Annotated in this window: 14 protein-coding genes and 2 pseudogenes; 12 read left to right on the top strand and 4 right to left on the bottom strand. The window is 58.9% G+C overall.

The window, feature by feature from the left end:
* Positions 1-3 precede the first annotated feature (3 nt).
* Complete coding sequence (gene ctaC, locus AC6CH8_RS05110) at positions 4-831, bottom strand: aa3-type cytochrome oxidase subunit II (RefSeq protein WP_498189259.1); 828 nt, start codon at positions 829-831, stop codon at positions 4-6.
* Between the two features lie 204 nt (positions 832-1,035).
* Here ctaC and AC6CH8_RS05115 point away from each other — a divergent pair.
* A pseudogene (locus tag AC6CH8_RS05115) lies at positions 1,036-2,187 on the top strand (Nramp family divalent metal transporter); the annotation flags it as partial.
* 1,639 nt (positions 2,188-3,826) lie between these two features.
* On the opposite strand, the gene AC6CH8_RS05120 reads toward AC6CH8_RS05115, so the two are convergent.
* The 3 genes and pseudogenes from AC6CH8_RS05120 to AC6CH8_RS05130 form a co-directional block, all read right to left on the bottom strand.
* A complete protein-coding gene (locus AC6CH8_RS05120; RefSeq protein ID WP_498189128.1) occupies positions 3,827-6,709 on the bottom strand; it encodes an aminotransferase in 2,883 nt (960 codons plus the stop codon).
* A gap of 405 nt (positions 6,710-7,114) precedes the next feature.
* Positions 7,115-8,788, bottom strand: a pseudogene (locus AC6CH8_RS05125) (amidase); the annotation flags it as partial.
* A gap of 1,249 nt (positions 8,789-10,037) precedes the next feature.
* A complete protein-coding gene (locus AC6CH8_RS05130; RefSeq protein WP_350224300.1) occupies positions 10,038-10,532 on the bottom strand; it encodes a TetR/AcrR family transcriptional regulator C-terminal domain-containing protein in 495 nt (164 codons plus the stop codon).
* Between the two features lie 18 nt (positions 10,533-10,550).
* Here AC6CH8_RS05130 and AC6CH8_RS05135 point away from each other — a divergent pair, with 18 nt between their 5' ends.
* The 11 genes from AC6CH8_RS05135 (at position 10,551) to AC6CH8_RS05185 (ending at position 22,177) form a co-directional block, all read left to right on the top strand.
* Positions 10,551-10,673, top strand: coding sequence for a hypothetical protein (locus AC6CH8_RS05135; protein ID WP_498189261.1), 123 nt, complete (start codon positions 10,551-10,553; stop codon positions 10,671-10,673).
* Between the two features lie 594 nt (positions 10,674-11,267).
* The gene (locus AC6CH8_RS05140; protein WP_441864201.1) at positions 11,268-11,804 is read left to right on the top strand and encodes a nuclear transport factor 2 family protein; all 537 of its coding nucleotides are present in this window, start codon (positions 11,268-11,270) and stop codon (positions 11,802-11,804) included.
* Between the two features lie 1,329 nt (positions 11,805-13,133).
* Entirely contained in the window at positions 13,134-14,678 is a 1,545-nt protein-coding gene (locus tag AC6CH8_RS05145; RefSeq protein WP_498189131.1) for an ABC transporter substrate-binding protein, read from the top strand.
* Between the two features lie 123 nt (positions 14,679-14,801).
* The gene (locus tag AC6CH8_RS05150; RefSeq protein ID WP_285241541.1) at positions 14,802-15,806 is read left to right on the top strand and encodes an ABC transporter permease; all 1,005 of its coding nucleotides are present in this window, start codon (positions 14,802-14,804) and stop codon (positions 15,804-15,806) included.
* Entirely contained in the window at positions 15,803-16,705 is a 903-nt protein-coding gene (locus tag AC6CH8_RS05155) for an ABC transporter permease (RefSeq protein WP_285241540.1), read from the top strand. The genes AC6CH8_RS05150 and AC6CH8_RS05155 overlap by 4 nt, the downstream gene beginning before the upstream one ends.
* Positions 16,702-17,685, top strand: a complete 984-nt coding sequence (locus AC6CH8_RS05160; RefSeq protein WP_285241539.1) for an ABC transporter ATP-binding protein — start codon at positions 16,702-16,704, stop codon at positions 17,683-17,685. The genes AC6CH8_RS05155 and AC6CH8_RS05160 overlap by 4 nt, the downstream gene beginning before the upstream one ends.
* Entirely contained in the window at positions 17,682-18,485 is an 804-nt protein-coding gene (locus tag AC6CH8_RS05165; protein WP_285241538.1) for an ABC transporter ATP-binding protein, read from the top strand. Before AC6CH8_RS05160 ends, AC6CH8_RS05165 begins: the two co-directional genes overlap by 4 nt.
* A 106-nt stretch (positions 18,486-18,591) precedes the next feature.
* The gene (locus tag AC6CH8_RS05170) at positions 18,592-19,329 is read left to right on the top strand and encodes an alpha/beta hydrolase domain-containing protein (protein ID WP_498189134.1); all 738 of its coding nucleotides are present in this window, start codon (positions 18,592-18,594) and stop codon (positions 19,327-19,329) included.
* A gap of 32 nt (positions 19,330-19,361) precedes the next feature.
* A complete protein-coding gene (locus tag AC6CH8_RS05175) occupies positions 19,362-20,993 on the top strand; it encodes an amidohydrolase (protein ID WP_498189136.1) in 1,632 nt (543 codons plus the stop codon).
* Positions 20,994-21,115: 122 nt separating this feature from the next.
* Complete coding sequence (locus AC6CH8_RS05180) at positions 21,116-21,574, top strand: DUF3237 domain-containing protein (RefSeq protein WP_434326567.1); 459 nt, start codon at positions 21,116-21,118, stop codon at positions 21,572-21,574.
* A 45-nt stretch (positions 21,575-21,619) separates the two neighbouring features.
* A complete protein-coding gene (locus AC6CH8_RS05185) occupies positions 21,620-22,177 on the top strand; it encodes a MarR family winged helix-turn-helix transcriptional regulator (RefSeq protein WP_434326566.1) in 558 nt (185 codons plus the stop codon).
* The last annotated feature ends 68 nt before the right edge of the window (positions 22,178-22,245 follow it).

Genomic DNA, 22,245 nt, shown 5'->3' on the forward strand with positions numbered 1-22,245 from the left:
TGGTCACCCCTGTCCTTCATCCAAGAGCGCTGGTTGCCCGGGCGCGCGATCATATTCTTCTCCGCGGATTCCCACATTTCCTTGGGAACGCAGCTGGTTGATGTGGGCGTCGTACTCCTCCGGGGAAACAACTTTGACCCTGAACAGCATCTCCGAGTGGTATTCGCCGCACAGTTCGGCGCATTTGCCGTCGAAATCTCCGGTGCGGGTCGGGACGATGTTGATGTATCGGTTGGTCTGCGTCGGGTCCGGATACAGGTCCCGTTTCTGCAGGAACGCAGGCACCCAGAAGGAGTGCTGTACATCGCGGGAGTTCAATTGGAGCTCCACTTTCTTGCCTACGGGAAGGTAAAGGACCGGAACGCGTTCCCTGGCGCCCACTTCACCTGTCAGATGTGCCTGTACCCCGGGATCCTCGTGCACGCCTTCCTTGACGTAGTTGAAGTCCCAGGACCACTGCTTACCTCGGACATCGATCACAACGTCCGGATTCTGGTGCCGGGCATCGATGATTGCCTGATCACGGGTGGTGAAGTAGAAGAACACGCCTACCACCATCAGGGGAATGGAAAGGTAGAAGACCTCCAGAGGGAGGTTGTAGCTCAACTGCCGAGGGAAGCCGACGGTCTTGCCTCGACGCCGATAGGCGATGATGCACCAGATAATGAGTCCCCAGGTGATGAGGCCGATGATCAAAGCGGCAATCCACGAGTTGACCCAGAGATCGGTAATCAGGGGCGTGAGGTTGGTGTTGTCCCGCTCGGCGGGAAGCCATCCGCGCTGGACCTCCGCTGAACATCCGGACAATCCAAGGGCGGCAGCGGAGAGCATGCCAACGGTCACGAATCGCGTGGATCGAAAGGGTTCTTGTACACGGGCCACGAGTGTCCTCCGAAAAGGCAACGGATGGCCCCCTGCACGAGCCTGATGAGCTGGGGCGGCACCCCATGATTGATAAGGGTACTTTCCGTTTTGCCGTGATGGAAGAGCACACTCCAGGAAACGGATGGCAGATCAGCAGCAGCCTTCGTAGTCGGAGCCTGGCAGTTCGGCCCTGGAAACCTCACCACCGCTGTCCAAGCGGGCGGCCGGTTCGACTACAGCCTTGTCTGGGTAATCGCCGTCTCCACCATCCTGATGATCTTCTTCACCGACATGAGCGTCAGGCTCGGCATCGCCACACCGACTTCCCTGATCACCTCGATCAAGGAACACCTCGGCAAACCAGTCGGCATCCTCGCTGGGTTCGGCGTCTTCGGAATCACATTGATGTTTTCCGTGGGCAACGCCGTCGGTTCCGGCTTGGGGCTATCCCTGATTTTCGGCGGCTCCCCCGTCCTGTGGACCGTGGTCTGCACCATCGCCGTTGGCGTCGTCCTGGCCTTCAAGAACGTCTACGGAATCGTTGAAAAAGCCCTCTTGGTCATCGTCGTCCTCATGGGTATCGCCTTCATCGCACGCACTGTCGTGGCTCAGCCCGACTGGTACCGTTCTATGGCAGGCATGGTCCCGACGCTCCCGCCTGGCAGTGAAATCCTGATTGTGGCGCTGGTGGGCACCAACTTCTCCATCAACGCCGCGTTCTACACCTCCTACGGCATCAAAGAACACCGCCGCACCCGCGCCGACTACCGAGACATCACGCTCGTGGACACTATTCCCGGCATCATCGCACCCGGCATCATGACCGCCCTGGTCATCATGGTTGCCGCAGCAGTCCTAGGCAAAGCCGGAGCCGAAGCCGGAACCATCAACGCCCTCGCCTCCGTCTTCACACCCCTGGCAGGCCCCGTCGGCGCGATGATCTTCGCCCTCGGCCTCTCAGGAGCAGCCTTCTCGTCCATGATCGCCAACGCCACCGCCGGCGGCACCATGCTTTCCGACGCCCTGGGACGTGGCGCCAAAGCCGGATCACCTGTCGCTCGCATCGTCACCGGCATCATCCTGGCCTTCGGACTGATCATCACGCTCGCCTTCCAGTCCTCACCCGTGGCCTTGATCGTAATCGCCCAATCCCTCACAGTCCTCATCGCACCACTGCTCGGCCTACTGATCGTCATCATGGCTAACAGACGGTCCGTCATGGGTGACCTGCGCAACAAGTGGTGGCACAACCTCTTCGGTGCAATTGGACTCATCACCATCATCGCCTCCTCCATCAGACTCATTGCCGCCCTGCTCGGCTAAAGCGCCGGCACCGCTTTCAACCCATAAAAAGCGCCCCCTGCATACGCAAGGGGCGCTCCTGCTTGGCCTTGGAATGGTCAACAGAGACAACCGCAGTAAAGTGTAGGGCACACCCCAAGCCGGGTTGCGACGATCAGCCCTTTAGCGAGTTCACGTGGGCGGCCCTATCAGCGATCGCGCCGGATTTCGAGAGCTAGGAGCCAGGGCCCTCCAAATGATCCACAACGCCTATCCGGAGTCAAGAACATACCGATGCTTCCGCGGCGCTCTTACTCTTGCAGCGAGAACCCACCAGTCTTCAAGGTCTATGGGAGCCAAAGGTAACTGATGCCATGGGACGTCATGTTTGTGCAATTTCCAGATCCTAGGGCGTAAGCGCGGGCTCGACATATGGGCCATTATCGGCAGACTGTTCCGCTAAGCCGTGCTCAGCCGACGATCGCGTGGGCTGCAATGTTCCGCAGGCTCCGCTGGGGAGCGGTCAGCTGGGTCGGGCCCGCCTCCAATGGATTTCAAGGTGCGCGTCGATGACACGGCCAAGGCCAACTTGAAAGCACTCAACCGACCGCCCCTGAATCCCCACCTCGGAATGACCTACATACGTAGAGTGCTTCCTGATCGGCCTACTATCGCAATAGACACTCACATACATGAGTAGATATAGGCCCAAGGAGGGACGAGCACGTGGCTCCGATCAGTCGCAAATAAAGAAGAGTTAGGTGCGGACACTGTCCACACATCCTTTGGCCGGACAAGGCATCGGCAATGGAGGCTTCACGACGTCAACCGCGAGCCAAAACCAAAAACTTTGACGAAGGATCTCGAAGTCATGTTGCGATCAGTCCCCCTACACATGAAGAGGTGTAGCCCAAACACGACCTACCCGACGAGCCAAGAGAGGGAGGAACGCATAGCCCCAGTTCATAACGAGTGGAGGACGCACCAGCCGACGCCTTGGACCTGCTCCCCCACAACTGAACACGCCAACCGGCGGCCAGGCACAAGCCGGACCTCACACCAGAGACTCGTGTCAACAATTGTCAACACTTTAAAACAACAACCTCCTCTGACGAGGGGGTATGCCGTGCCCGACGTGGGGCTCGAACGGTATTTCTAGCCTTGAAAAGGCTGGGACGTGGCGGAAACATTCGGAATCCGGGGCAGTCCGGCGGCGCTACGAGGCAGTTTGAAATGGAAGGTGCGGCATTGTCCACATGCCTTTTGCCCATCAGCCAGTCTGGAGCCGCGATGTGCGCTCCATGCTGCGTCGTCCCCCAGCTGGAGATTCATTTGGCAGCCCCACCTTTTGCGTCTAAGAGCTCCACAGGAAGTACCCCCCTTTCTACCCCTGTCATCGTGCAAACCGGGAGAAGCAACATGACCAGTCACCGAAGCCTGAATCCGGTCAGCCATCCAGGTATAGGAGTGCTGACTCTTACCAGCACTTGCTAGTTCCCCGTCGCGCGTCAGAAAGAGATGCCTAGCCGATCGGCTGAATGGCCTCAGTAGCAGCTGACAGTACCCACACCAACCAAAGCCTATCCTTGGGCCGACAGCCTCTGCGCTAACCATCTCGAGGGAAGGCCATCCAAGTTCGCGTGTATTCGGCGGCCTCTGAAAGCATTTGCCACACCATTCCTCACCACCCCGTTTCGAGAACGTGGGCCAGGCTGTCAACAAAGTAGTCGGCAGATTCTTGGGAGATGCATAGCGGTGGCTTGATCTTCAGGACGTTCAGATGATCGCCAGTGGGCTGCATGAAGACTCCTAGTTCGAGCAAGCGATTACAGATCGCCGCTGTTTCGTCCGTTGCAGGTTCGAGAGTTGAGCGGTCTTTGACGAACTCGAGACCGAGGTAGAGCCCCGAGCCGTGGACGGCCCCGATGAGGTCATTCTCTTTGCTCAATGCCTCTAGGCGATTCTTGAGGTGTCGGCCAACGACGCGTGCGTTTTCCTGTAGGCCTTCGTCTTGGATGATGTCAAGTACAGTCATGCCAATCACTGACGAAACGGGGGATCCGCCGGTCGATGAGAAAAAGTATCCCTGTGTGCGATATCGATCAGCGATCTCGCGACGGGTAACAACTGCTCCGATGGGTTGCCCCGCTCCGATGGACTTGGCGACAGCAACGACGTCGGGAACAGCTCCCTGCTGCTGAAAACCCCAGAACCATTCGCCGAGCCGACCGAAGCCAACCTGCACCTCATCGGCGATGGCGATGCCGCCATGTTTGCGGATTGCCGCGTAAACGTCCGTTAGATAGCCATCCGGCAGTGCGATGCCGCCTGCGTTACCGAAGTAGGACTCGCAGATAAAGCCAGCAGGCAGCGTGCCCCCAGCGGCAAGTTCGTCGATGATCTTCACTGCATTCGATGCATATCCGGCAGCTTCGTTGCCCCGTAGCTCTCCTCTATAGGAGTTGGCTGCTTCCACGGTATGGACCCATTCAGGGCGTGACTCAAGGGCATTTGGATTGTCGGCGATCGATGTGGACACTGCGTCGCTTGCAAAAGTCCACCCGTGGTAGGACTCCCGCATCGCGACGATGTCACGCCGCCCCGTGCTGGCCATTGCCAGTCGGATGGCTAGGTCAGTGGCTTCGGAACCGGAGTTGACAAAGAACACGGTGTCGAGCTCGTCGGGCAACGTAGCGGCAATCCGCTCGGCATAATCTGCGATTGCGCGGTAGTGAAACCGGGAGTTCGTGTTGAGGAGTCTCATTTGCCGGCTCGCCGCCTCGGCTACTCGAGGGTGGGCGTGGCCCACAGAAGCGACATTGTTGACCATATCGAGATAAACACGGCCATCAACTCCTATGAGGTATTCCCGCCACCCACGTTCGATCTGGGGTGGCACCGCATAGTAATGTTCCTGGACGTTCGCGAGGACACCTTTGCGACGCTCCAGGACGTCATCGTTGGTAGATCTGTTACTGGAGACGAGTCCGAGTGCCGGCGCAGGATCGCTCAAAATCGCAGCCCATCCTGCCATGAGATCGGCTGTCACCATCGCAGGGGCATCGGATACTCCGCGCCGGTCGAACTGAACAAAGAGCTTCCTGCGTGCCGGCAAAAGATGAGTGTTTTTACGACCCAGGCCCACGGCCGATATCGTGAGCACCGCGCCGGCGATTGCGACGGCGATGGAGTCGTCATTGATTCTGGAAACCAGGGCTTCCGCTGACAAAGATGTTGGCCTTGAAAGCCAGAGCGTCAAACCTGTCGGAAACGATTCTGGCACCGTCGGCGTCCGGATCGGCGCAGCGGTAAGAACCGCGGACCAGGCGGGCAGCACAACAGCGTCAACTCCGGTGCTCAGAGCCGCGGCGGCGGCCTTATCAAGCGTTGACTCTCTCATCCAGGCACCATTGTCATTGAGGCTTGAGGTGGTTCCTGCGTCAAGAGTTGTAACGACGCCCAGGGGCGGCAGTACGGGTTTACAGGTCCAAGATGGGTTGTCCTTGGTGGGCATCCCGAGAGCTTGGCGGACTACCCCCGTCATCACCTCGGGTGGTACGGATGCTGCAACGGTGAGAATTCGCAGCTCGCGCTCGAGGGCGGCGTCCGCATAGGAATTGTCGGCATCCAGCCTGACCTGACACCGCCCACTTAGAACGAGGACGGCTCCTCGCAAAACCACCAGTGCCCAAAGTGCAGAAACTTCGCTCTCATCGAGGGGACGCAACTTGTGGAAAGCACGGATCGCGGGCAAGGTCGTCGCCGGGGTCGCTCCATCATGGTGTAGGAGCGAAGAGATGGTGACCGCGAGTTCCCCCACCCGCCACGACGTGCACACATCGCCGAAGTCTATAACCGCATCAGGCAACCGTCCTCCATCCGGACGAAGAACGTTGTCATCGGTAATGTCGAAATGCCCCGCTTGCACCGGCAGCCTGTCTTCGACTTCTTCAAGAACCAGTCCCGCGCGAAGAGCCGATTCCTCAACGAAACGCCGGATGGATGAGTCCGGTTCCAGTGGAAGAAGCCGGTCGATCACTCGGCGGGCGTGCCGTAGATCCCACTGCAGGACCCGATGTGTTCCGGCATGTTCAAAATCCGCTAGTGCCAGACTCGTTCTAGCTGCGATTTCTCCCATACGACTGACAACATCGGGCGCCAAGTAGTCGGACCCCGTCAGCGTGCGTCCCGCGATATTCTCAATCACGCGCGCGTGGAGGAGACCTTGTGAAGTTTCCCACCATGCTGACAGTGGCCCCCGTGGACCCGTCACGATACGAGGTACGCGAAGCGTGTTCTGGTTTTGCGCTAGAAGCAGCGCGGCCTGATCCTGCATTTGGATCTCGGCGAAACTGAAAGCCGGGTTGCTGATCTTGAGCACCCCTTTGGGGTGGGGCGACCCGTGTTCGAACAATCTAAAGTTCTGATCCTGCTGGCTGCCAAGGGCTTCGACCGAGACCTCTAAACCGAAGGTGCTGGCGACAAGATCCAAGACTTCAGTGGGTTCGAGTGTGGGAGTCGGCAGTTCGACCTGATCGAAATAGTTGAAAATATTTTGAGGCATGGTGCTCCTTTGCGGGGGAAGTGTGTGCGCCCAGTCTTCAGATGGGCAGTCAGCTTAGAGGGGCGCGTGCTTGGATGTTCCCAAGGCGCCAGCCACGGCGCCGCTGGAGCTGCGGACAGCGAGCGTTACCAAGGGACCGTATGCTGGCCGCCACTCGCTGTGTCGATGGTTGTAGGCATTGGCATGGGTCGACCAGCTCCCCACGATCCGAGTTCCTTCCAGCACTGTCGGTGCAGGTTGCCCGTCCACGAAGGCTGCACACTCTGATGCGCTACCTGCTGTTACCGTTGCGACGAAACGGACAGTGGTGTTGGTGGTGGTTCTTTCTACCTCGACGTCTTCGATTCGCACCTCGAGAGAGTCCGATCCGGGAAGGAGGCTGACCGGAAACAGCGCCTCCCCCGGTAGCGGTGGCGTTCGCGGAGGTACGGCGCGTCGTGGTCGGAGTTTTTCCATCGTTGAGGCCAGTTGCAGTAGGCGCATGTCGTCGTATGCAGGGCCAGCGACGGTGACGCCAACCGGCATTCGGGTATCTGACATTGTCCCCAATGGAAGGGTCCAAGTGGGAATGCCAAGGTGTCGTGGTACAAGGTTGCCGTTCGAAACCCAGACGCCGTTGCGCCAGGCGACATCGGCAGACGACGGGTTAACATCTGAGTCGGAGGGTCCAACGTCAGCGGCGGAAGGGAATATCACCGCATCAAAGCCGTTTCCTGACAACCAATCCTCGAAGTCCTCTTTGCGTGTGCGTTCGAGACCACGCAACCCGTCTTCGAGAGTCACAACTTGCTTCCACTCGGTGACCCCATCCTCGGCCATTGCAACAAAATCTGAAAGGTCGTAGGCGATGTCAAACTCAAAGATGCCGTATCTGTCAGGCAGGGCTCCTTTGGGCTGCGGAAAGATGAGTTCAGCCTTCGCTTTGGCCAAGCCATCGATTGCCGGGTCGCCGTTCTGACGCAGGAAGTTGTCCAGCGCCCAGGCCGATAACATTCCGACTTCATCGCTGAGGAAGTCTTTACTCACCCATCCTCGATCGACAAAATCCCGATCGCCATCGTGGAGCCGCTCGTAGTTGTCCACTACAGGGAATGGAGTCTCGATGACCTCGGCACCGGCCTTCCGTAGATCATCACACAGCCCCTCCCACAGGGCCATAATCGATTTCCGGGTCTCAATAGGGTATCTGCTCGTCGGGTCAGCATTCACGTAGTTCCGGGGTACCGCCAAGCGAAGCCCGGCCAATGGAAGGTCGGGAATGGCGGTATATGAATCCGGCCGCATCGTGGACGGCTTTGGTAACGGGATCCACGGCTGCAAACGCCACAAATCGCCCTCCGACGATGGGTCGTCAGCGACGATGACGTCGAGTATGTGCTTCATGTCGGAAATCGAACGGGTGTGCGGCACAACAACGTCCATCGTCGGCACAAGGGGCCAGTTGCCTCGGACGGAGATGAGGCCGCGAGAAGGCGTGTATGCGACCAGCGAGTTGTTCGAGGCCGGCGCTCGCCCTGAGGACCAGGTCTCTTCGCCGAGACCGAAGGCCGCGAAACTGGCCGCGGTCGCGGTCCCGGAACCGTTGGAGGAACCGGAGCCGAACGCCGATGTCAGAAATTCGCCACTATAGGGAGATTCTGCTCGCCCGTAAACACCGCGCTGCATGCCTCCCGCGGCCATAGGAGGCATGTTCGTAAGACCAAGGAACACGGCCCCAGCATCCCGAAGACGTGAAATCGCGAACGCATCTTCACTGGCCGTCAAGTTGGCGAAAGCCGGTGATCCGGCAGCAACCGGCAGGTCCCGGACGCAGTAGCTGTCCTTTGCGGTGAAAGGTATTCCGTCCAACGGCCCAAGCATTGCCCCCCGTGAACGCCGGAGGTCTGAGTTCCGGGCCTCCGTCAACACACTCGGATTGATTGTTGATACAGAATTCAGCCTAAGTCCGGAGCGATCATAAAAGGCGACGCGGTTGAGATACCGGATCACTAACTCGACGCTGCTCACGAGCCCTGCCTCAAGTGCGCCGGATAGGTCGTCGATGTCGGCTTCGACGACTGTGAAGCTCCGCAAATCCATGGTACTCACTCTCAAGTGGAAGGCTCAGGCTACTACCTGAAGGACATATGATTTAAAACATACACCGTTTGTTTAGATAGCACTAGGCCCTTTAAAGTAGGCAAGCCTATCAATTGACAAGGCATTTCACGCACCATTCCTTCAGAGCTTGATCGATTCCCGGACAAGGTTTTTCACAGCCTGTCCCTGCTGTCTTGGCCCTTCGTCTGCTCCGGTTCCCCCAAAAAGCCTGTTTGCCATGTCATTTTCGACCTCAAAGGCGCCACCCCGCAGATGCCCGCCCTGGACGCAGTAATCGGTCTGGGCAGGAAAGGGTGGCCAGAGGATAGGTTGGTGTTCTTGCACTGGTAGAAGGGATCTCGACCTGCGCGTCGGCAATCACTCTGGCAGCGGCAACCGGACCAGAGGCATGGGTCGTTAGCGATCAGATGCCGGCCATCTTTCTCGTGGGATTCATCCCGATGCTTCTTGTCGCTCTCGGATACGGGCCCCGAACACCGCCATGCCCGACTCCGGAAACCTCATTTACCCGGGGATCCCGCGCGTTCGGACCGTGGCTTGGATGGCTTACCGGGTGAGCTCGTAGCTTTCACCGCTTGTTCTTTTCAATCTTGCCGGAATTGCCGTCGATTTTTTGTCAAACACTAGCCATCGTCCCTAAAGATAAGTCGTGCGTCGGTCTAACCGACAACCACTTAATCAACCTCGTGATGTGCTTGTCATTCATGGCATTGTCGACGGCATCTCCTACCTCGGGATGACCTCGGCCATGATCTTCCAGTACTGCACGGTCTCGTTCCAGATGGCGGATCTGGGGTGATTCCTCATCGAGCTAGGCAAGGAAGCTGCGTCTTCTGACAATCCTGCTGGACCCACGCCCGATATTTCATGGTTTGACCCCACCCGGATGAATAGTTTCAGTGCCTTCTCAGCGGGACTTGCGGTCTCGATCTTCGTTTACTGGGGCTGGGCCACTGTCGCCACAACGGGAGAAGGAACCTAAGTCTCGCGGGGTCCTACTTCCACGGAGAGCACGGCGGCATCGATTCTGGTGGTTGTTTTCGTTAGGCATAGCAGCGGCGATGCTCTCCATTAATGGGCCAGGAGACACCGCAAGCAGCTTGGAAATCCGGGCTTAGCCGAGAGCGTGTTCGTGGTTCTCGTCCACCGAGTGATGGGTTCAGCCGCGATCTTTCTTACCTTCGCCATCCTCCTCGGCGCAATGGGATCGATAAACTCCACAGCGATCTCACCCGCATGCCAGCTGCTGGCCTTCAGAAATTGGGCTGCGTCCTGGCCTGGCGGACGCTACCAACATACTCAAACCCATCTCGAACGCGCGTGACGCGACTGGATCACTTGGGTCCTCAGTTGACAAGGACGCGAACGCCAATGAAAACCTCGGAAGTCGCTCTTCTTGGCCAGTTGGATCGAACACGATGCTGGGCCCCGACATGTCGAGAACACTTCCTAAAATAAAGGACTCGAAGGCAGTCAATAGGGGCAGGACGTCCCTACTTGTCCATCCAACGGCTTCTGCAGCGACCACAAAATCCTCGTACTCCGATAGCAGGACGGGTGACGAGGCGCGCGTTGTCATCAATAAAGGAACCACTCGCGGGTGACCGGCGAATGCCAGTCTGTACGAATGCGCCCATAGCCGGAGTCCTTCTTCCCAAGGGCATTCCCGAAGAGGCCGCGAATCGATGTCCGCAGAAACGATCGCCCTCACGTCTTCAATCATGGCGGCGCGATTTGGTACATGGTTATACAGCGAGGTGGGGTTTACACCGAGCGTCGCCGCGACGCGCCGAATACTGGCACCGTCGGCGCCGATGCGGTCAACGAGGGCGAGGGCGGTACTGGCAATCAACTCGCGGCTTAGCAGTGGTTGGGATGGGCGGGCGATGGCTGACCTCCTTGGGGATCTGATACCCACCCTACCCATCATGGCCAACGGCGCTGCCGCCTGACGTCCCAAATGCTCGCACTACGCGGCTACGGGCTTGGCATTGATCTCGTACGCGACAATCTTGGTGTCCTTCAGCGACCCCTTGTCCGGTGCCGCCAATGACGTTGCCCGCTTTGTTGTTCATTGCCCCTCCACCGCACATCAGATGGATGAATCCCCGCATCATGACCGATTGTCCAGAGGAAAACGACTGCCACAGCTGCCCCGCGGCTGCAGGGCAGCCATTGGACGCGCTTCGGAACTCCTGGCCGTTAGGCGTTTCAGATTACGCTTCTGTTGCTTATATCGTCTACAAGTGAACTTGTTTTGCGGTAAATTGGGCTCCAGCACAGCCGGTCTGCTTCAAAAGTAATTCACTACTTGACTAAAATAACTGCTATACGTAGTGTGGCTTCATTCGGAAAACTGGTGACGAAGGCAGGACGGCTGGACTGGCTTGTCCCCCAAAATGCAGCGTGGGCAGTCGACAACCAACCTGCGCAGTTGACAACCAAGGAGTGTCAGACGATGAATCATGAGGATCTAACGCGGCATCTGATAGCGCTGGAGCGTCGGGTCGAAAATCTCGAGTCGGCACAGGCGATAGCCACGCTTCACCACAAGTACATTCGCGATCTCGCGGCGCGCGACTGGCAAGCAGTGGCTTCCGCCTATACGGAGGACGCGGTATGCGACATCCGTCATCACGGAGTGCACCGGGGACGCGACGCCATCGGCGCGATGTTTACTAATGAATTGGTTCCCGTCGTACACAGCAACGATGGCTACATCCTGTCGTCGCCGGACATCGTGGTAGATGGAGACACGGGGCGCGCCACGTGGACGTGGCACCGGCTGCAGGCTGATTTTAAAACGTCCCTCGGCATGCTTCGAGTATGGGGTCCATGGTCCGAGGGGCGCTACGAGACGGAGTATGTCCGGCAGGACGGCGAGTGGAAAATCTCCAAACTTTGGTTCCGTGTCCACGCGCCCGATCCTGATCAGGAGATGGTCGACATCGGTATCGCTGGCGGCGTGATCGGTGGTGGAACTCGGCGGATTTGAAGTCCCCTAACATGGGCTGGGTCGCCAATGTCGCTCGGGAGAGATGCTCGATCACCTTTGTCTTATCGAGTCCGCATTCTACCCAGGTCTTGAGAGGCTCGTACAAAGCGGGAAGGCAAGAAGCCGGATCGCCAAGGTCCAAAGGCCAACCTCAGCGCAATGGTTGGCGCTGATGAGCCGAACCCGCTCGGACTCGTTCGTCATGGCACTTCAAACCAGGGAGCACGCTCCATTGCTGGCCGACCAAGAGGAAACCAACCTCAACCAATTGGCGATGTAGCACCAGGCGGAAAGATCGGCGAACCGCACGGACGGCAAGACCTGCCGTCCGTGCTTTCTGCGTCGCGCCAACCTTTCAGCCTCATCTGGAGACGCCCAACACGTACCTGGTCAGGTCGAAGCGCCGGGGTTGCCAAAACATCGGAGATCTTAAATCGGCCGCTCGAGCAGTGGGACTTAAATCAAGGCGAGCTGGTGATTCCCTGTCGCAGCCAAATCTGGCTACTCGCCGGCACCCTGAATAACACATCTTCTCGTGTCCGCTGCCCCGTGGCCCCTCGTCCCGGTGTCGTGCCGTGTTCCCAGCTGCCCCCGCGCAGCGCATGTGCAACGCGACGTCGGAATGCCGGCGTGATGGGATGGTTCACCTATCCTCCAGCAAGGCCGCCTCAAGACAGAGAAGTTGGTCGTAGAACCGATCCCGTCCTCGACGTCGGTTTGGCGGAGCGCTTTTGCAGCTTAGCCTCAGTTATGGGGCCACAGTGACATCCTTCTTGGCGGCTACGCCGTTCACGGTTGCGAGCGACCGTGACGACCACTCCTTGGTGACGACCACTCCTTGGTATGGAGCCGGCATGCGGACAGATCAGCTTTCACCGCCTTCTCCCGGTCGTCAGGCACGGGTCACGAGCCGTCGGCGATTGTTTGGGGCAGGCACCTTCACCTCAAGCCGCAGACCCACACCGCTGGCTTTATCTCCCCGGCGTACTCTGCCCACGCCCCCCGCATATCGATCAAGGCAGGGTTCACCCTTGGATAACACGAAGCAATCAGTTCAGTCATGAACTGTCGTAGATTTCGTCGTTCATCATGACCCGCGTTTTTCCGGGGGTTTTCGGACTACTCCGCCCCTAAAAGTTTCCCAAATATAATTCAGTTGTTGACTACATCACATTTTGCTCTTAGCCTTGTTTTGATGCAGGACCCGGCCGCAAAAACAAGCGGCGGTACTTCGACAACCGCGAAGCCGCTCGACCTCAACGAAGACGACAGCTCCACAGCATGTGATATCCCAAGAGACTCATTCCATCGCACTACAGAGGAGTAGAGATGGCTCAAATTTGGAAGCCCCGAACCGCCCACCTATCGGGAGCGGCGCTTCTCGTCGCCGCTACCCTGGCCCTCAGCGCATGTTCCGGCAACGGGACAGGTGAAGGCCTGTCGCAAGCCAACCTCGACGAGGTTCATATCGATCTGTCTACCGCAGTAACCTCGATTGATCCGGCCGCGGGCCCTTACTTGTCCGACTCAGTGATCGTTGGATTGACTACTGGCCGGCTGGTGCGGTTCGTCAAGGGCAGTGCGACCAAGACGGAGCCCATGCTCGCCGAGAGCTTGACCGCCTCTGATGACGCCAAGAACTATACGGTCGTTCTTAAGCCCGACTTGACGTTTTCCGATGGTTCGCCTTTGACGAGCACAGACGTGGTTGCCTCCCTCACCAGGTTGCGCGACACCCCTGGTCCCAATCAAAGCTATGCCGAGCTCATCGCCGACCTGGCAGCGCCGGACAAGACAACAGTGAAGATCAGCCTGAACGCTCCCTCAGCGGACTTTGGGCAGATGCTGGCAGTGCCAGCGATGGGCATCCTTCCTGCCGCAGCGGCGACAGATAAAAACTACTTCCAGGGTAAGCCGGTCTTCTCCGGTTCTTTCGCTCCCGAGGGAAATGTCAAGGAGAATTCGTTCACACTGGTCAGAAACGAGAGGTTTGGAGGAACGAAGCCCAAAATCAAGAAGCTGGCGTTCAGCGTCGTGGCCGACACCCCGACCAGCGTCAAGCGGTTGCAGAGCGGAGATGTTGACCTCGTTCCCACATTGCCACAGGACGTGTCGGATCAGATCTCAGGGGATCTGACGGCTCCGATGGTCGACGGCCTGGCGAGTATGTTCATCGTGCCGAATAACCGCGAAGGCAGCTTGTTCCATGACGCGCGCATCCGCAAGGCCATAGCGTGGGCTATCGATCGCAAGACACTCGCGACTCCGGCGTACGGCGCTGATGCCAAAGTACAGACCGGTCCTTACCCTGTCATAGCCGAATACCCACAACCCGTAAAGGTCTATTCCCAGCAGGATGTCGCGCAGGCGAAGACGCTGCTCAAAGGGACGGCTTGCCAAAGCGGCTGTACATTCACCGCCAGCTACTTCGCCAGTGCTTCCGACGACGCTGGACGTGTGGCCACCGTGCTACAGCAGCAGTTAGAGCCGCTTGGGATGAAAATGAACATTCAGCCCGTCGAGGATCAGCAGTTCATCCAGAATTCCATCAACGGCGGATTCGACCTCAATGTCGTCACTTTCAGCAAATTCAATGTGCCGAGTTCCGCCGAGGGCATCTTCGATCCGAAATCCACCATGTGCATTTTCGCTGGTTGCAACAACGATGACATAGAGCCCGCGTTCAGGGCCCTGTTCGGGGCGCAGACACCACAACAGCAGGAAGCGGCATCCACTCACGTTCTGCAGGTTTTCGAGGACTGGACTCCGATCATCCCCATTGCAGGTGTGACGAGTCGCTACGGTGTTCGCTCAAATCTCGTTGACGTCATTGGCCTGCAGCCGAACTCGGAGTTCTGGATTGCAGGGCAGTAGGCTGCGCGCCGAAGTGTGGGATGGCGTGTTCCCTGGGGCAGAAGAAAACTATTTGAAAGCTGCCGCTGGCACCCTCCTTCCTGACAAGCCGGCTCCTTCATTTCCGGCGTCTGGTCAGCACGGATGAGCGCCACAGTAGAGGTGATTTCAACCACCCCCAGCGGCCACGGAAGGCAGCGCGGCTGGAAGCGTTTGATGCGGAGAGTCGCGCGGAGCGTTCTGCAGCTCGTGATTGTTGTCGTGCTGATTGTGGTCGGAACTGCCGTGCTTGTGCGTCTGGTGCCCGGCGATCCTGCCCAGTCAATTTTGGGTATGCAAGCTACGCCCGAATCACTGGCTGCCCTGCGCGCTCAGCTTGGTCTGGACCAACAGCTCTCTTCCCAGATCCTGAGTCAGCTCTCAGGGCTCATGCACGGAGACTTCGGGACTTCGATGACAACTCAGCGGCCCGTTATTTCCATGGTTGGCAGCGCACTTCCCATCACGCTGTCGCTAGTGGTCACGGGAATTCTGTTCGCGCTGGTTATCTCCTTCCCGCTTGGCCTCCTGCCCGCCTTCGGAATGGGGCGCCGGGGCGTTCACGCCCTCCGTATCTCCATGGTCGTACTTGTTGCCATTCCGTCCTTCCTGGTCGGAATCTATCTATTGATCTTGTTCAGCGTTCAGCTTCACTGGGCGCCCGCGGGAGGTTGGTCGAAGGACGGGCTGAATGCATTGCGCTATCTTTGGCTTCCCAGCCTGGCTCTTGCACTGTTCATGACACCGATCTTCGTCCGATCCATTGAGCGAGAGACGACGAGGCTGATGAGTGAGGAATTCGTGGAAGCCGCGATCAGTCGTGGTATATCCCGGGTGTCCCTAATCACCCGCCACGTCTTGCCGAACGTACTTCTTCCCGTCATCACTCTCATCGGGTTCAGTATGGCGGTACTGATTGGAGGTGCTGTGATCATCGAGGCTCTGTACGGGATTCCGGGAATCGGTTCAGTGGTAGTGACCGCTGTCGGGCAGCGCGATTACCCGGTGATCGTAGGGGTGACGGTTTTCACAGGGATTTTCACGGTCGTCATAAGCCTCATCACTGACGTCGTCTACACCATCGCTGACCCAAGGGTGCGTGTCCAATGACTAACATTCCTCTCAACACGCTCGTCGCCGCGCAGCCTAGGAAGCGACGTTCCAAAGAGCGCGGCTCGTTGCCCATAGTAGCTGGCGTTCTGGTGCTGGTGTTCTTCATCGTCATGAGCTTCCTTGCCCCTATCCTGGTCGGACATGGCCCGAATGCAGTGAGTGGTCCCCCGCTGGACCCGCCCTCTCCTGGGCACCCGTTCGGCACAGATGTTCTCGGGCGCGACGTTTTCGCCCGCACGTTCGTCGCCGTTCACGTCGACTACCTGGTAGCAGTACTTGGCGCATTGATTTCCCTCGCCATCGGCACCATTTTGGGCACACTGGCCGGCACAGCCAAGCGGACGCAATGGGGTACGGTCCTGATGCGGGTAACGGACGCGCTCATTGCCGTACCCTTTCCGTTGCTGATTCTCATGATCCTGCTTACGGTCGGGAATCAGGTCAGTGTGCTGGGGACGGCTCCGGGAGTGTTTCAAATCCTCGTCGGTGTCGTCACCGTGGGCTGGTCGATTTACGCACGGCTCGCACGGGCGGAGTCTTCCGGACTGAGGTCGCGGGAGTATGTTATTGCCGCCGAACTCATGGGGTATGGGAAGTATCGGATTACATTCCGCCACATCATGCCTGCGGTGATTGCGGTCACAGGTACTTACGCTGTCGCCGATGCCGTGATGATCGTCGGGTTCGTGGCCAGCCTCCCGTTCCTGGGGGCCGGGGTCCCCCCGCCCACTCCGGAGTGGGGATCCATGATGTACGAAGGACGGGCGTCGATTGTTTCCGCTTGGTGGCAGGTCATATTTCCTGCGCTTGCTCTCACCGTCTCGGCAGTCGCAGCGTCGATCATCGCCGACGGATTGCTTGATCGAACTTCGAAGAAACTAAGGAAACACGAATGACTCTGCATACTGCTTCGGGTGCGCAGCCAACCCTGCGAGTCCGAGACCTTGAGTTCTCGTTAGGGGATAATGTCCGGCTGGGCCCGATCAACTTGGAGGCCGCGCCCGGAACGACCTTGGGTGTCGTAGGAGAAACGGGTTCGGGCAAGTCGCTGCTGTGCCGCGCTCTCGTCGGAATGCTAAGCCTCACAGGTGGAACTATCGATGCTGGCTCAATTAAGTTCCAGGGTGAAGAGTACGCGCGGGCCGACCGCCGCCGGTGGGCTCACTTGCGACAGCGACGCGTCGGGTACATGCCGCAGGCCTCAATGGCGGGCCTCAATCCTGTGCGCAAGGTGGGTGGTCAACTTACCGAGATTCTCGCCGGTTCCCGGGCAGCGAAGGTCGAGAAGGCGCGCTTGCTGATGCAACAGGTACAGATGCGCGATCCTGACCAGGTTCTTCGCAGCTATCCACATGAGCTCTCCGGCGGGATGCGTCAGCGCGTAATGCTGGCATTCGCACTGGCAAGCGATCCAGCTATTGTGGTCGCCGACGAACCAACGACGGCACTGGATGCGACAGTCCAGAACGAGGTGCTCCGCCTGATCCAGCAAGTGCAGAAAGAACGCGACATGGCCATGGTGCTGGTCTCCCATGACATGCGCGTGATCCGCCGCGTATGCGATCAAGTGGCGGTGATGTATGGCGGCCGCATTGTGGAGATGGGCCCCACAACAACCGTTCTCTCCACACCGTCCCATCCATATACGAAGGCGCTCCTACAGGCAGATCCTATGCTTGCCCAGCGCAAGACGATGCTCGGTGCCATCGGAGGCGCGCCCCGACCTCCCGCCGAATGGCGGGACGGTGGTTGTGTCTTCCGCGAACGGTGCCCACTGGCCACTGAGCTTTGCGCCAGCCAGGTGCCTGAACTACGGACCGTGCGCGAGGGTGCCACTGCGGCGTGCCACTATGCAGAGGAGGTCCTGGCGGCATGAGCGACATTCCGGCAGTCGAGCTATGTGATGTTCGCTATCGCTACAGGAGAGGCGGCCCTGAAGTCTTGAAGGGCATTTCTCTCACAGTTGGCGCCGGCACGATCATGGGCCTCGTGGGTGAGAGCGGATCTGGGAAGTCAACCTTGGGAAGACTGATAGTAAATGAGCGCCAGCCGACTGGGGGCAGCATACTCATCGAAGGTAGCCGCTGGGATAGCCAATCGCGGAAAAACGGCCTGCGCCGATCTGTGCAGATGGTATTTCAGGACCCGTTTGCCGCACTGAATCCTTATCTGACCCCCGTCGCCGCCGTAACTGAAGCGGTTGCCGTCGCGGACAGGCAAGGACTACCCACCGCACGGGAGCGTGCGATCGCACTGCTCAGGCAGGTTGGTCTAAGTGGCGCCATCATCGATCGCGCGCCCAGTTCCCTTAGCGGCGGCCAACGACAGCGTGTGGTGATCGCGCGCGCCTTGGCCTGCCGCCCTCGGATCCTGGTGGCTGATGAGGCGACGTCCGCGCTCGATGTTTCTGTGCAGGCACAGATTCTGAACCTTCTCATGGGGCTGCAGCGGGATCTCGGATTGACGATGCTCTTTATCAGTCATGACATATCGGTTATAGACCACCTGACCGATGAGGTGGCCGTCCTCAAGGATGGCCTGATCGTCGAAAGCGGTGCGACGGAGCAGATCCTGAACGCGCCGCAGCACGACTACACTCGCGCTCTGCTCTCGGCGTTCCGAGAATCCGATCGCGAGCAGGACATGGACAGGATGAACCGGGGGCAACAGGTCTGAGTCCCCGCGGACACTGCCGTTGTGGACTCAAAGGAAACAGATGATGCGCCTTTTTCGTATCAAACCAACACCAATTCCACTGAAGACCTAGGATGAGGCACTCCACATGATTTACGAGCTTAGCGGTGCGACGGAATCACCATCGCACCTCCCCCAGCAAATCTCGGAGAATGTTGCCGTAATCAAGGACTCTGGCTACGACATCCGAGAGTTCACAATTACCGACATGGGACGCCAGTTCGCAGAAAACAACGGCGCTATGCCCCACCCGGTGCTCGCAACGCCTTATTTCACTAACCATGTCCTTACTGTCGTCCCGCTCCGACCTGAGAGGTTCAGCGGATATGTCCATTTAGAGCTTCTGAACCCTTCCGGCGGAGTGGAGTCGTCCATGTTCTGGCCCGATGCAGCCGGGTACGTCCTGCGGCGTGCCGACGCCTACGTAGGGCTCACCTGCAAGAGCGTCATCGTCGATGCGCTCAAGAGGAGCGCGCCTGACAGGAATGCACGATTGTCGGTGGAGTATGACGGTCTTCTCTGGGACGCGATCGCAGCTGTAGCACGAGCTCTCCGCGCCCCCGCAGGTGGCGGACTGCTTCCGGGCCTCAAAGGGGCGGAACGAATCGTCGCGAACGGATCATCGCAGTCAGGCAGTTTCCTCCGCAGCTATCTGTCGGGGCATCGCGCACTCTCAAGAGGTGAAACGCGTGCTCTGTACGGATCGCTACAGGTGTATAGGGAACGCGTTGAAAGGCGATTAGCGGAGCTCGTCGAGCGGCGTTGGTACCTGCCTGAGCACACCCCTGCTGCCCTTAACCTCGCCCTCGGCGGCGTCCGATTCTGATGGTCCGAAATGAGCTCGACAGGAGACAGGCAATGAATTCCACGATTTTTACAAACGGTTCAGTCTATGTGACCGGGGTCGGTTCGCGACCGGCCTCGGTCGGCGTTGTCGATGGTGTTATCGCTGCAATCGGCCCCCGCGAGGAAGTGCGCGACCGAGTCGGTCATGCTGATGAAGTCGACCTTGCCGGCGGTCTGCTGAGCCCGGGTTTCATCGACGCCCATTTACACCCGATGATGGGAGGCACGGAACGCGGTCAGTGCGATCTCAATCATGCGACAAGTCGTGACGAGGTTCTGCGGATCATTGCCGAATTCGCAGCCGCCCTGCCCAAAGATGCGTGGGTGGTCGGCGGAGGTTGGCAGCAGGACCTTTTCCCAAACGGTCTGCCAACCCGCCAGGAACTGGACGCGGCAGCGGAGGGCCGCCCGGCCGTGCTACGCAGCGCGGAGAGACACAGCGCCTGGGCGAGTAGCGCGGCTCTACGTGAGGCGGGCATCAACTCGACCACACCTGATCCTTCCGACGGTCGCATCGAGCGAGAAGCGGACGGCTTCCCATCCGGGGCGCTGCACGAGGGAGCCATTATACTCGTCCAGTCCATCGCGCCCGAACCTGACTTGCACGCAATGCATCGCGGGCTGCTCGTTGCCCAGGATCACTGCTTCTCGCATGGGATCACCGGCTGGCAGGATGCCCTTCTCCGAATCCATGACAACGGTGTTGATGCCCTGGACGTCTACCTTCACGCATTGGCTCGCGGCGACCTGATCGCAAAAGTTCGCGGAGCTCTGTGGTGGGATCGCAATCGAGGGACTGACCAGGTTGCCGAGCTGATCGATCGTCGAGATCGTGCACGAGAATGGGCCCCCCGATTCCGTGCCAACTCCATTAAGATCATGTTGGACGGCACCTGTGCCAACTTCACCGCGCTGCTAACCCAGCCCTACCACGACAGTCACGGCCATCCGACCGATAACCAAGGAATGCGGCTGGTACCGTTTGAGCAGCTGGGGTCTGCCGCCAGGCAACTCGACGCCGCCGGCTTCCAAATGCATTTTCACGCCCTCGGCGATCAGGCAGTTCGTGATGCACTCGATGCGATTTCGCCCCTTCCCCGCCCAGCCGAGCGACGACATCACTTGGCACACTTGCAGGTTGTGCAGCCCAAAGATGCGGATCGTTTCGCCGCGCTCGGGGCGATCGCGAACCTGCAACCGCTTTGGGCCCAGAATGACGCGTATATGCAGGATTTGACTATTCCGTTCCTGGATCCTGACCTTCGCGGGTTGCAGTATCCCTTTGGAACCCTAGAGAAGGCTGGCGCCCGGTTCGCGGCCGGAAGCGATTGGCCCGTCTCCGACATCAATCCAGTCGTAGGTATGCACGTTGCCGTAAACCGGCAAGCTGCGGGAGCCCCGGGCACCGAGCGCTTCCTTCCGGAGGAAGCATTGTCGCTGACTTCGATTTGGGATGCATATACAGCTGGTTCTGCCTACCTCAACGGACAAGAGGACAGAGTTGGCAGGCTTTCCGTCGGGTATGACGCCGACTTTGCGATCTTCGACGTTGATCCATTCGCCCAATCTCCCGAGCAAATTGGTGAGGCACGAGTGACGTCGACTTGGGTCGACGGACGTGAAGTTTTCTCTCGCCACGTTTGAGCCTGGGCGGAGCGCGGAAGCGCCTTCTCCCTGCATATGTCTGTTTCCCTAACAATCTCACAATGTCCGGATCCCGGGCACGATCATGTCTCGCGGAATCCGATCCGCAGAAAGGAGCCCCCATGCGTGAACCAGGGCTAAAACTTCTCTTCGAGGCCACCGGCGACCTCTCACCAACCGTCACTATCGGTAACACTGCCCAGGGACTCGAAAGGGTAATTCCTATCCCCGCAGGAGGGCCATTCGAGGGCCCACGTATCCGAGGAACCATGGTCGGAGGCTATGACTGGCAATTGACCCGGCCGGATGGCGTCACCGTCATCGATGCGCTTTATCTTCTCGAAACGGACGACGGCGTCCACTTGCGCTGCCGCAACCGCGGGCTTCGTCGCGGGGATCCGGCTGTTATGCAGCGGTTGGCAGCTGGCGAAGATGTGGACGCTGACGAGTACTACTTCCGATGCGTGCCCGAATTCTCCGCTCCAGCCGGACGGTACGGATGGCTCAACGACAGCGTCTTCGTCAGCACGGGCGCGCGGTACCCTGACGCCATCAAGGTTCGCTTCTACCAACTGACATGACGCGCGGCAATGTAACCGACGTACCGCGAAGCCCAAGGTATGGTGATGACGATGACAGTGCAACAGGAACCGCCGAGTCCCCCTGACGACAGCTTTCTAAGGTTCGTGAAAGCGGCCGGGGATCGCACCGTTGCCGAGCTGGGGCATCTCGGAAGTGGACCCGGCGTGATATTGACGTTGCTCCTGCGGCGCGCTTCGCGGCTGATGGCTGATAGCGACACACTTGAGCTTCCCGACGGGCTCACCTGGGCAGGCTTCCGCGTTTGCTTCACCTTGTGGGTCGCCGGCCCCCTTGAACCCCACCGTCTGGCCTCATTCACGTCCATGAGTCGCGCCGCAATTAGCGCCGCACGCAAAGCGCTCGAGGCCCAACAGCTCGTTACATCTGTCGCCTCATCCACCGACCAGCGTTCGATTCTCATGTCGCTGACGCCAAAAGGTGGCGACCTCACCCGCGAGATCCACGAACGCGCTATGCGTAACGCTACTGCAACGCTTAGCGCCCTGACACTCCCCCAGCAGCACATGTTGGTAGGGCTCCTCGGGCAGCTCGTGGGCGATGATACGACCGACATCGATCGGTCCGTCACTGACTTGGGATGAGTGATGGATGGCCATGACAGTGCTTTGGCGATTTTAGAGGTCGTAAGAGGTGAGGGACGGGTCTTGGT

The organism is Paenarthrobacter sp. GQ52, assembly GCF_059759005.1.

Excerpts from the sequence above, each read along its gene's own strand:
- ctaC (WP_498189259.1), bottom strand. The coding sequence starts at position 831 with ATGCTCTCCGCTGCCGCCCTTGGATTGTCCGGATGTTCAGCGGAGGTC.
- AC6CH8_RS05120 (WP_498189128.1), bottom strand. The coding sequence starts at position 6,709 with ATGCCTCAAAATATTTTCAACTATTTCGATCAGGTCGAACTGCCGACT.
- AC6CH8_RS05155 (WP_285241540.1), top strand. The coding sequence starts at position 15,803 with ATGACTAACATTCCTCTCAACACGCTCGTCGCCGCGCAGCCTAGGAAG.
- AC6CH8_RS05165 (WP_285241538.1), top strand. The coding sequence starts at position 17,682 with ATGAGCGACATTCCGGCAGTCGAGCTATGTGATGTTCGCTATCGCTAC.
- AC6CH8_RS05140 (WP_441864201.1), top strand. The coding sequence starts at position 11,268 with ATGAATCATGAGGATCTAACGCGGCATCTGATAGCGCTGGAGCGTCGG.
- AC6CH8_RS05135 (WP_498189261.1), top strand. The coding sequence starts at position 10,551 with ATGGTTATACAGCGAGGTGGGGTTTACACCGAGCGTCGCCGCGACGCG.
- AC6CH8_RS05170 (WP_498189134.1), top strand. The coding sequence starts at position 18,592 with ATGATTTACGAGCTTAGCGGTGCGACGGAATCACCATCGCACCTCCCC.
- AC6CH8_RS05180 (WP_434326567.1), top strand. The coding sequence starts at position 21,116 with ATGCGTGAACCAGGGCTAAAACTTCTCTTCGAGGCCACCGGCGACCTC.
- AC6CH8_RS05145 (WP_498189131.1), top strand. The coding sequence starts at position 13,134 with ATGGCTCAAATTTGGAAGCCCCGAACCGCCCACCTATCGGGAGCGGCG.
- AC6CH8_RS05175 (WP_498189136.1), top strand. The coding sequence starts at position 19,362 with ATGAATTCCACGATTTTTACAAACGGTTCAGTCTATGTGACCGGGGTC.
- AC6CH8_RS05130 (WP_350224300.1), bottom strand. The coding sequence starts at position 10,532 with ATGATTGAAGACGTGAGGGCGATCGTTTCTGCGGACATCGATTCGCGG.
- AC6CH8_RS05150 (WP_285241541.1), top strand. The coding sequence starts at position 14,802 with ATGAGCGCCACAGTAGAGGTGATTTCAACCACCCCCAGCGGCCACGGA.
- AC6CH8_RS05160 (WP_285241539.1), top strand. The coding sequence starts at position 16,702 with ATGACTCTGCATACTGCTTCGGGTGCGCAGCCAACCCTGCGAGTCCGA.
- AC6CH8_RS05185 (WP_434326566.1), top strand. The coding sequence starts at position 21,620 with ATGACGATGACAGTGCAACAGGAACCGCCGAGTCCCCCTGACGACAGC.